At 40.7% G+C, this 11061-nt stretch carries 8 protein-coding genes; all 8 read right to left on the reverse strand.

What is annotated here, in order from left to right; all coding sequences use genetic code 11:
* Positions 1-3843: polymorphic toxin-type HINT domain-containing protein (locus M23134_RS36620; RefSeq protein WP_262492935.1), on the reverse strand; the 3843-nt coding region annotated here is incomplete at its 3' end.
* Between the two features lie 18 nt (positions 3844-3861).
* The gene (locus M23134_RS36625) at positions 3862-6219 is read right to left on the reverse strand and encodes a fibronectin type III domain-containing protein (RefSeq protein WP_075164118.1); all 2358 of its coding nucleotides are present in this window, start codon (positions 6217-6219) and stop codon (positions 3862-3864) included.
* A gap of 337 nt (positions 6220-6556) precedes the next feature.
* The gene (locus tag M23134_RS41945) at positions 6557-6775 is read right to left on the reverse strand and encodes a helicase associated domain-containing protein (protein WP_198145141.1); all 219 of its coding nucleotides are present in this window, start codon (positions 6773-6775) and stop codon (positions 6557-6559) included.
* Between the two features lie 193 nt (positions 6776-6968).
* The gene (locus tag M23134_RS42605) at positions 6969-7091 is read right to left on the reverse strand and encodes a hypothetical protein (RefSeq protein ID WP_002705972.1); all 123 of its coding nucleotides are present in this window, start codon (positions 7089-7091) and stop codon (positions 6969-6971) included.
* A gap of 504 nt (positions 7092-7595) precedes the next feature.
* Complete coding sequence (locus tag M23134_RS40715) at positions 7596-8174, reverse strand: transposase (RefSeq protein ID WP_053337460.1); 579 nt, start codon at positions 8172-8174, stop codon at positions 7596-7598.
* Between the two features lie 114 nt (positions 8175-8288).
* On the reverse strand, positions 8289-8972 hold the full coding sequence (locus M23134_RS40720) for an IS110 family transposase (RefSeq protein ID WP_002705976.1): 684 nt from the start codon (positions 8970-8972) through the stop codon (positions 8289-8291).
* Between the two features lie 369 nt (positions 8973-9341).
* On the reverse strand, positions 9342-9920 hold the full coding sequence (locus M23134_RS40725; protein WP_053337460.1) for a transposase: 579 nt from the start codon (positions 9918-9920) through the stop codon (positions 9342-9344).
* Positions 9921-10098: 178 nt separating this feature from the next.
* Complete coding sequence (locus M23134_RS40730; protein ID WP_002705978.1) at positions 10099-10716, reverse strand: IS110 family transposase; 618 nt, start codon at positions 10714-10716, stop codon at positions 10099-10101.
* Positions 10717-11061: the final 345 nt, after the last annotated feature.

The following is an 11061-nucleotide window of genomic DNA, read 5'->3' on the forward strand; positions in this document are numbered from 1 at the left end:
TTTGAGCATAATGCCATTTTCTAGGTCATTGAAATCAATAATATCTCTTCCTTTATAATGAGTTAAATAAAACTGCATTGCTGAGCTATTTACAATCAAATCTTTGGGCAAGATATGGTGGGCTTCATAATCCCCAAAAAAAGTAATCCAATCCACATTTTTTGTGTTTCTTTGGTAATACAAATCAGCAGATTCAGCTTCATCAATAATATTATCTCGTATTTTGGTACTATTTTTATAAAACTCAAGGCATTTTTTACATTTGGGCGCAGCTTTTTTTATCTTAGCCAAGTTCTCCTTCAGGTAATTTTTTTTCATTGCTTTGCTGGGATCAAGCAAGGCATTGAGGTCTTTTCTCAGTATTTTTTTATTTTTGTTATAAAGCGTTTTCCAGTTCTCTACCAAGGCAGGTTTTAAAAACTGATTGCCATAATCACGAAATTCTACCACTAGGTCTTTTAGTACTAACTCGTTTTTTTTGTCTCTCTTCACCAACATGTCTTTAAAAAAGACCTGAATTTCCTTTACTGTCAAATAATCACGAATGGCAGCAATAAATTTAGGACGAGAAAATACAAACTGAATATTGGGGATTTTGAGTAAAATCTTTTCGTTCAAATTTTTCCCTTGGCTCTCTCTCAAGTGAAGCAACAAATATAACTTGTCTTCCTTCATCTTGATCACAGGCTTACCATTGACCCGCTGGATCAAACCCCAAGTGGTACTTGATAAGTTTTTCTTTGTCAGGTACTGATAATCTTCTTCACTTATCACCAGCTGTATATCTCCACAGGCATTATTATGCACCAACACTCCCTCCGCAAAATAATTATGATGTTTGGCTACCGATATATTGTATACCGTGACGAGGGTGTCTGACCAACGGGTGGAAGTAATAGTGGTACAAGTGCCATTGCTTAATTGCAAATGATTGCCTTGACGTAACTCTGAGGCTGGGACATATTTTTTGAGTTTGGGTAAATAAAAAGGGTGTTCAGGGGTGGCATAGAGGGTGTCTTGAGCCATAGCAACTGCTACCAATGCTGAGGCTTGTTTTTGGCTGGTGCCTGTGACTACTTTGAGCACTCGTTTGTTGGCGGTATGGTCATAAGCCCATACTGAGTCTTGGTAAGCCTTCAAGTCTTGGATGGCTTTGTTCCCACCAATAGCATCCAATTGGGTACCCACCACAAAACAGGCTACTTTGGCAAAACGTACCTGCAATATTTGGTTATCGGCATTGTTTCGGCTGAGCAAGGTATATTGATAACCTTTAGCTTTTGCCCAATGACCAATCGAGGTTTGTCCCCCTTTTTTGTTCAATGCCTCCTGGCTGGCGTTGGCAGATAAGCCCTTAAATAGTTGCTTATCCTCATTTTTCTGGGTATACACCACGTTCACCTGCTTTTTGGCAATGCGGGTGAGAGATTTCCACAAAGCATCCAGCACCCCTTCACGCTGTTGTTTTTTTACCGATGTTGCAAGCGCAATATTGAGCGTCTGTAACTTATCGGTATAAATGCCTTGTGCCAACAAAACCTTATCAACCTTACTTTTAAACACTTTCCAGGTTTTGCCATCTTTTTGCTTCTCAACAAAATAAGCCGCCTTCACAAATTTCACCCCGCCTTTGATCTTTACCGTTTGATAGCCTTTGCTCTTTGCCCAACGCCCTACTTCTGTATTTTCAGAAGTAGCGAAAATGCCCTTCAATTTTGTGGGCTTTTTGAAGGCTTTGTCTACCATCTTTTTGATCACATAAGCTTTGCTATAGGTTCCTTTCTTTTGCAACTTGTTGATAGTAAGCAGCTTTTCACCTTCTTTGGTAGTGGTTTGCCCTTTGCCCACCGTCGTCTTGCTCTTGACTTTTTTCTTGTCTTTATACGTTACATATTCGGCAAGCAAGGCGTTGTTTACAATGATTTCAGGCTTTTTCTGTTTGCCTTTACCTTTCTTGTTATCTCCATCCTTGCCCTTCTTTTTCTTCTTTTTGTATTTCTTCTTAAAGTTTTTAAAATCCTTGAGCTCTTTGAGACCTTGCTCCACCGTTTCCTTCAATACATCTTTTCCTAGAGTGGCACCTCCGGTAGCCAATGCCTTCACAATTTCAATGACTGCCACCGATAGAAAGTTACCCACCACATAAGACGGGTTATTGATGTTTTTATACTTTTCTTTTTCGCTTTCTATAATCTGCTTGACGATCTTTTCCAGCCCTAGTTTTCTTATCTCCTCCAGCTTTTGGTTCAGGTCTTTTCGGTAGGTCTCGTCTCTGATATACCACACAATGGCCTTGGCAAGCAACATCAAGTGCTTGATATCCTCTGGAGCTTCCTGGGCTTGCTCTACCAAGCCATTGTATATCCCCACCAGCAGTGGTAAAATCGTTTTGGCGGGTTCTTTTAAGTTGGGGTTGTTCCAGACCGATTCGGGGATTTTGAGTTTGCCCAATTGCTTGACCGCCAGCACCAGCCCTTTTTCCAACATCATCAGGCTGTGCTTGGCCAGTATACCAAAACCATCGTAGCTGTTGGCCTGGCTAATGACAATGGTTTGCTCTTTTTCCATGAGGTAGAGGTAATCGCCCAACCTCATTGTCCAAAGTACTTCTACCTCGTTTTTGGCTTTGTTTTGCCTAAAGTGCATACTTATACGCACTGCATTGGGTTTAATGCCGCGCTCGTGGGCAATCTGGTGAGCAGTTTTACCTCTAAACCTGGAACCAAAATCTGCCATAGAGCTGTCTACACTCGCTTCTGAAGTAGTAACTATTTCTAATAAAAGCAGGGTGTAATCATTAGTAAATTGCTTGAGGAAAGCATCTTTATTAAGGAAAGAATGAATATCGTCGGTAAATATACCCGCATAGTCGTTGACAGTAATATTGCCTTTTTTGAATACCCTTGCCCGGTCTTTTTTAAATACACTGACCTTGCCCAGCAACTCATTTTTTTTGCTAAAAGGCATCTTGGTGAGTTGCGCCCGCAGGGTAGACTGAAACTGGGTGACTACATTGTCTTCTTTGGTGAAGTCTTTCCCTTCTTCCCTGATAAACTTTTCCAGCGTGGCTACATATTCCTTGGTCAGAAAAGCCGTTTGTCGGTAGTCGAAGAATATCTTTCCACTTTGCCCAGAAGAAGAGATTTTGTTTTTATAGGTGCTCTTCCTGATCGCTGCCACCCCCTTTTTAATCGTTTCGACGTTGATACGCTGACCGAAAACCAAACAAGGGTAAAACAGCTCCACCGGATATACATTATCCTTTAAAAGGGCGGCATTTTGTATCTCTTCTACAATCGTCGATTTTTTTTTGTCCGATATTTTGATAAAACTATCCAGGTTAAGCAGCAAGCCCTTACGCCTGGCATTGCTTAATTCGCTACGCTTGAACACGTCTTGGGTAAACTGCTGAATGGCTGCCATGGACTGCTTATACAACTTGGAAGAGTCTTCTTTGATAAGCTTGACCTGTTTTTTTCCCTGAATGGTAGTATCTGCCTGAATAAACTCGTTCAACAGCAAGGGAGGAGGGATAATAATATAGAACTCCACTTGGGTGTCTTCTTGAATAATTTGCAATCTTTTTCTTAGCTGATCTTGGGTGATAGCATCAAAAGTAGGCTGACCATAGTGCTTCTCCCTTCCATCAATCAAGTAGTTTTTAGCGGCTTTGGGCAACCAGGCATTTTGCCTGATTTGCTGATCGAGCAAATTTGCCATTTGCTGTGCCCGACTTTTTTTATAGTAGTAGCGTTGGGTGCTGGTGCTATCGCTTGCCTGTGCCCCAAACGAAGCCACCAGTAGAATCAGGGTCAATAGGAAGTAATGTATCTTTTTCATCATTGATTGGATTGAGGTATTTTAGTCTTTTTTATAGAATACGCGAATGCGTTCATTCATTTTTTCGTTGATAAATTTTCTCACAAACAACTTCATTGCTTCTATACCATCACCCTTCATAAATTTCTCAAGCAGACCTTGCCCTAATTCTTTGATGTCTTTTTCAATATTGCCTCGAAGGGTCTCTAATATTTGACCACCACCCATCTTTGCCAGGGTATCAAACTTGAAACGCTCTATCTCTAATTTAACAACTGTGCTCACTAGCTTTTTGCGGGTTTTCCGCCATTTTTCCAGGCTACCATTATTTAAGCGTTTTTTCCATTCTTCTTCGGGTACAGCCACTTCTGCGGGCTGTTCATAAATAGGAATATAAGTGAGTACTCCCTCATTATCTGGTTTTGCCTGGGTCAGTTTCATTGCTGCCCGGTCTTCCTTTGCCTTCTGTACCACTTCTTGTAGTCGCTTGTTTTCGGTAGCCTGTTCCTTTTTATTTTGGGCTATATTTTGCCTGCTTTTGCCCTTTAGCTCTTGCACAATTTCTTTGATAATGTCTTTGAGACTGGCAAAGAGTTTTTGTAAACGGTTGCCAATGATTTTGGTCGCTGCCTTGATCACCTTCCCACTGCCATCCTTCAACGTTTTCAACCCTTCAGTCACCTTGCCTTTGTCGATGGCCTCCTTCCCATCCTCAATCGCCTTTTTGCCAATCTGGATGGTTTCCAGTAACTCGGCTTTATCGGGACCATTGTAGTTTTTTACCCACTGTTCTACTTTTTTGAGTACCTGGTCTATTTTACCTACCACCTGGTCTATTTTATCCAGCCCTCTTTCTATCTCGTCAAATAAATTGTTGATTTCGCCCGTAAAGCTCAGGTATTGGTCGCGCCACTCGTCGGGTATGATTTGGGTACCTGCCCCATCAGTGGTCAATTCCCCATCGATGAGACGTTTGTCGGTGTTTATCTTGATGCGGTCGAAGCGGGCAAATACCCTGGCTCCCTGAAAATAATTGATGTGGGTATAGGCTCTGCCCGCAAACCAACCTCCCCCCAGGGGTTTGACTTCTACCAGGGTAAATTCAAAGTCAGCCGCCATTATTTTGTCGCCTACTCGCAAATTTGAGATCGGAGTTTGATTGCTCAGGTCTACCGTCAGGGGTTTACCACATTGTACTCCGGTGGGCTTGGGGGTGGGCATTCTAAAATCTACAGTGGCGGTTTCTTCGCTGCCAAAGGCGTTGCAGTTGGCGGTAAGTTTGAACGAATAGGAGACTCCGGGTTCCATATCATTGATTTGGGTGCGGTTGGAGAGGGCACGTTGGGTGTACCATTTATAGGCATCGCCTTCGCGTTTGAAGTGTACCGTATAACCTGTGTGGTCGGGCAGGGCATCCCAGTCGAGTTGTACCTGGTAGGGATTGAGGGCAGTCGCCTTTAAGCGAATCGGGATGGGGCAAGGTTTGCCATAACGAAACACCCGAATCTGGCTTACTCCATCGTTGATAAACAAGGTTCTGCCTTGGGGGTCGCGCGCCTGGATGCGGATGGCGTACCACTTGCCCAAGCCCAGCATAGGTTCGGCTTGCATACCATAGTTATAAGTCAGGCTAGTTGTGCTGGTACGAAATATTTCTGGACCCAGACAATTGAATATTTCGCCTTGAGATATTCGGCTGGCGGCTGGGTTATTTGCGTTTATATTCGCATATTGGTTTTGACAATCGGGGCGTAGCTCGTTCAATATCAATTCATACTCAGGATTGAAAGGAGTGTTAGCTGGTCTTGTCCAGCTGATCGGAATGGGTTTTAAGCTTTGATTGGTCTTATTAACTTGACTCATCATTAGCGGAAAATTCAGTATGGGTGGCTGCAAAGCAAATACCCTCAGTGTTTTCTCCGATAAAATATCTACATTAGATACCGACACACCAGGGCGGTAACGATCTACGAATGAGAAGGATAGCTTGTAGATACCATCAGGGATTCTTTTCGTCTTTAAATACTGTTGCCGAGAGTACCCCAGAAAATCTAAGTTGTTTACATCAAAATAATCCGCCAAATCTGAGCCGTTCATTGTTTGGCTAGGTCCCAAATCGAGCAAAGGCAAATAGTTAGCCCTGGTTTGAATGACAATTCCCCGCCCATCCACGCTTTCCAATTTAATTCGCAAGTAACCAGCGTACGAGGTGACCCCATTTAATATAAGATGGAGAGTAAGGGCGCTAGAATAGCTATAGGAGTGTAAGAAGGGGCTATGAGGAGGACTGACTGTGGCAATTAACTTGACACTATAGTTTCGTTGAGCGGTGGTGTGACCACTGGCTCCTAAAAGCAAAACTCCCACAATAAGAAGGCACTTGAATAAATGGATACGCATGACCTTGGTTTGGTTTAAGTAGTTGGTTTTGAGCTTTAGCTTTTTTGTTCTTCGAGTAGCTTAGCCTTTAGCTTTTTTGTTCTTCGAATAGATTAGCCTTTAGCTTTTTTGTTCTTTGAGTAGATTAGCTTTTGACCTTTTTGTTCTTGGCTTTTGACCATTAGCTTTTTCTTTATCTTGGCTATCAATTGGATATACCTATCTCAGTGGTTGACTTTGGACACTTTTAACAAGAAATATTTTGAAAATGTGGAAAGGCAGGCAGTATTTGTTCAAAGGTACTCATTTCAAGCAAATTTACCCCAACAATTCGCTCTTGAAACTGTTGGGGTAAGGTTTACTTAGTTTTTGTTGGATTACCTCGATTAGATTCTTTCCAGGCAGGGTCTAATTCTTCTAACAAATCGATAAAATGCTGGGCAAGTTGTCCTCTTCTGAACCTTAGTCGTTGGGTAAAAAGCCAGCTTCTAAGTGCAGCAAACTCTTTGTTGTCAGGAACCCGATATTTTTTTAAAACTATCTCGATAAATGATTTCCAGAGCCTATACTTAGCCAATGAGGGCAGTCTTTTTTTGTAGTTCCAATCTTCAATCATACTAACCTAAAAAGCCCTCAGTTCTTCCTTTTGTGCATCAGAAATTATAAAGGTATGTTTTGACTGTTTTACTGCAATCGGCAAGTATGAATAACCAGTGGCTGATATAGTCCAATAAAGAACGAGAGTTTCACAATACGGCACAGGTATTTCTTTACCGCATACTTTCTACTCCCTCAATCCCCCGAAAAATCTCCACCACCAGTGGCACCACTACCGCGTTTCCGTAACCTTTGATCGACTCATTTCGGAGGCGAGGAATGGTAATTCCGTTCACGTTGGCGGGAAACCCATCATCTCCGCCACAAACCGGGGATTGATTGCTCTATGATTATCAGTAAATTAGCGGTTAGGTTATCCGTTATATGGTTCGGTCAAAGTAGTGAAATAAAAATGCTATTAGATTTTAGATTAAGGCTTTATTTACGTTTTTGATGGTACTATTTGTATCCTTATGAGATACAATTAAAATCAAGGGTGACTTTTAGTTTTTAACTACGCTTTTTGTAAGTTGATGAAAATCAACGCGATACAAAAGTGTAGTTACCTGTGAACCGAATCTACAGCAGTTTGCTGTGATGAGCTCAACGCAGTTAAACAGGGTTTGCCTAGTGGAGGCTACGCCGACATCCCGCTTGCGGGGCACCGATATTTATCGGTATCTAAGGACTTGCGACTTGTCGCTTGAAGCACCGATATTCATCGGCATCTAGGGACTTGCCCCCTGTCGGGGCTTTTAACTACCGATTTCATAAGTACCCTGTTTATCAGCACTTTAATTTTATATTTTTTCTAGTTTCAAGCCCATTTTTCGGGCTTGTCTTTCTAAGGCTTTGAGTTTTCGTTTTCTGTTTTGCTCTTGATATTCCTCTGCTGTTTTTCCCCGATATGGTGTTTTGTATTTCATCATATTGTAAAAAATAGTAGCTAGTTTTCGGGCAACTGCCTGAACAGCAATCCCTGAACCTTTTCTAAGACTTAGGTTCCGATATAAGGCTCCCAAGTGACATTTGCTATTATTGAGCCCCCAAGCAGCTAATTTAAATGCTTGATGTATCCGACTGTTATTCATATTTTTAAAATGCCCCAAGAGTTTATCTCCTGATATTTTTCTTCTGGGTGCAAGCCCTGCCCAACTCGTGAAATGTTTAGCATTTTTCCAATGACTCATATCAATTCCTGTTTCTGCTAAAATGTTGATAATCGTATTTTCTGAAAAACCATCTACTTCTGTTAAATCGACCCCAGTAATATCTTTGAGATAAGAAGCAGAATCAAATGAATATTCATTCTTCCTCTTTGTTTTTTTTTTACTCGGCTTTGCCAATCTTCCTTTGCCACAATTTCTCCTGTATCCCATTTATGGAGTATTTGCTCTATTTCTGTCTCACATTCATTGATTTGTTTCAGGACAAAATCATAGGCACTAAGCGCTTGTTGGAGAGAAAATAAGTGCGCTTTACGAAAGTTCCCTTCAAGTGATAAAGTAAACTTCTTCTTTGGTGGCTTTGAGTGTTTTATTATGAAGTTTTGCCAGTTCTACACTGGAGTGCTCTCCTGCTGCAATAGCACGAATAACCTTCATTCCTAGTTTACCTTCAATATCTGAAATCACATTCTGTATTTTGACATTCATCAGCTGCAAGGCTTTACCTACATGTTGCATGTGTTGCACTTTTTGCTTGGTCAATTGTTGCCGCTGGCGTACATAGGTGCGAAACTCTCTGACATCCTGTGTAGGAATAAAAGAAGCAGGCAATAATCCATAACTATGTAATGTATGTATCCAACTACAATCAGAAACATCACTTTTGCGTCCACTTACATTTTTAGGATAACGAGCGTTTACTAAGACCACATCAAAACCTCTGTCCTCAAGAATTTCATATAAACTTTGCCAATATATACCTGTGGCTTCCATTGCCACACTTTCTATCCCCAGTTCACTAAACCAATCTGCCATGCGATGCAAGTCTGCGGTAAAAGCACCAAAGTTTCTGATGTTATCTTTTGCCAGGTGTGGTGAAACAGCTGTATAATGTATATTGTTTGCAATATCTACCCCGGCCACTTTTAACCTAACCTTGGTTAGCTCATCAGACAAATTCACCTTTTTAGAGGCTTTGCTACTTTTTATTTTAGTCTCCGATTTTTTCATCACAGATTAATGCACTAAATTGAACCTTTATTGAGTAAAAAGAGGGTTTGACAATAGGTTATATACATGTAATATTCTTTTAAGCGGGGTAAAGTCTCTGTCAAGACTTTCCACCATTAGGGGAATCATTGAACCTATTTGCACCAAGCTTTTAAGCGAGCTTTAAAGCATCACTGCACTAACGGTGTCTGACAAACCCTCTTCTTTACAAATATCTATACTATTTGAAGTAATCAAATAATACTGCAACTTAATAAGCTACTTGTCTTGGCTATACGAATCCTTAGGTAGTTGCCTGGGGAACAGGCAAACCTGTCGGGGCTTTTAACTACCGATTTCATAAGTACCCTGTTTATCAGCACTTTAATTTTATATTTTTTCTAGTTTCAAGCCCATTTTTCGGGCTTGTCTTTCTAAGGCTTTGAGTTTTCGTTTTCTGTTTTGCTCTTGATATTCCTCTGCTGTTTTTCCCCGATATGGTGTTTTGTATTTCATCATATTGTAAAAAATAGTAGCTAGTTTTCGGGCAACTGCCTGAACAGCAATCCCTGAACCTTTTCTAAGACTTAGGTTCCGATATAAGGCTCCCAAGTGACATTTGCTATTATTGAGCCCCCAAGCAGCTAATTTAAATGCTTGATGTATCCGACTGTTATTCATATTTTTAAAATGCCCCAAGAGTTTATCTCCTGATATTTTTCTTCTGGGTGCAAGCCCTGCCCAACTCGTGAAATGTTTAGCATTTTTCCAATGACTCATATCAATTCCTGTTTCTGCTAAAATGTTGATAATCGTATTTTCTGAAAAACCATCTACTTCTGTTAAATCGACCCCAGTAATATCTTTGAGATAAGAAGCAGAATCAAATGAATATTCATTCTTCCTCTTTGTTTTTTTTTTACTCGGCTTTGCCAATCTTCCTTTGCCACAATTTCTCCTGTATCCCATTTATGGAGTATTTGCTCTATTTCTGTCTCACATTCATTGATTTGTTTCAGGACAAAATCATAGGCACTAAGCGCTTGTTGGAGAGAAAATAAGTGCGCTTTACGAAAGTTCCCTTCAAGTGATAAAGTAAACTCTTCTTTGGTGGCTTTGAGTGTTTTATTATGAAGTTTTGCCAGTTCTACACTGGAGTGCTCTCCTGCTGCATAGCACGAATAACCTTCATTCCTAGTTTACCTTCAATATCTGAAATCACATTCTGTATTTTGACATTCATCAGCTGCAAGGCTTTACCTACATGTTGCATGTGTTGCACTTTTTGCTTGGTCAATTGTTGCCGCTGGCGTACATAGGTGCGAAACTCTCTGACATCCTGTGTAGGAATAAAAGAAGCAGGCAATAATCCATAACTATGTAATGTATGTATCCAACTACAATCAGAAACATCACTTTTGCGTCCACTTACATTTTTAGGATAACGAGCGTTTACTAAGACCACATCAAAACCTCTGTCCTCAAGAATTTCATATAAACTTTGCCAATATATACCTGTGGCTTCCATTGCCACACTTTCTATCCCCAGTTCACTAAACCAATCTGCCATGCGATGCAAGTCTGCGGTAAAAGCACCAAAGTTTCTGATGTTATCTTTTGTCAGGTGTGGTGAAACAGCTGTATAATGTATATTGTTTGCAATATCTACCCCGGCCACTTTTAACCTAACCTTGGTTAGCTCATCAGACAAATTCACCTTTTTAGAGGCTTTGCTACTTTTTATTTTAGTCTCCGATTTTTTCATCACAGATTAATGCACTAAATTGAACCTTTATTGAGTAAAAAGAGGGTTTGACAATAGGTTATATACATGTAATATTCTTTTAAGCGGGGTAAAGTCTCTGTCAAGACTTTCCACCATTAGGGGAATCATTGAACCTATTTGCACCAAGCTTTTAAGCGAGCTTTAAAGCATCACTGCACTAACGGTGTCTGACAAACCCTCTTCTTTACAAATATCTATACTATTTGAAGTAATCAAATAATACTGCAACTTAATAAGCTACTTGTCTTGGCTATACGAATCCTTAGGTAGTTGCCTGGGGAACAGGCAAACCTGTCGGGGCTTAACTAACAATACGCTTTTCAT

The organism is Microscilla marina ATCC 23134 (genome assembly GCF_000169175.1).
Classification (GTDB): domain Bacteria; phylum Bacteroidota; class Bacteroidia; order Cytophagales; family Microscillaceae; genus Microscilla; species Microscilla marina.

Coding starts and splice junctions, on each gene's coding strand:
- M23134_RS36625 (WP_075164118.1), bottom strand. CDS start 6,219: ATGCGTATCCATTTATTCAAGTGCCTTCTTATTGTGGGAGTTTTGCTT.
- M23134_RS40725 (WP_053337460.1), bottom strand. CDS start 9,920: ATGGGATACAGGAGAAATTGTGGCAAAGGAAGATTGGCAAAGCCGAGT.
- M23134_RS40720 (WP_002705976.1), bottom strand. CDS start 8,972: ATGAAAAAATCGGAGACTAAAATAAAAAGTAGCAAAGCCTCTAAAAAG.
- M23134_RS40715 (WP_053337460.1), bottom strand. CDS start 8,174: ATGGGATACAGGAGAAATTGTGGCAAAGGAAGATTGGCAAAGCCGAGT.
- M23134_RS40730 (WP_002705978.1), bottom strand. CDS start 10,716: ATGAAAAAATCGGAGACTAAAATAAAAAGTAGCAAAGCCTCTAAAAAG.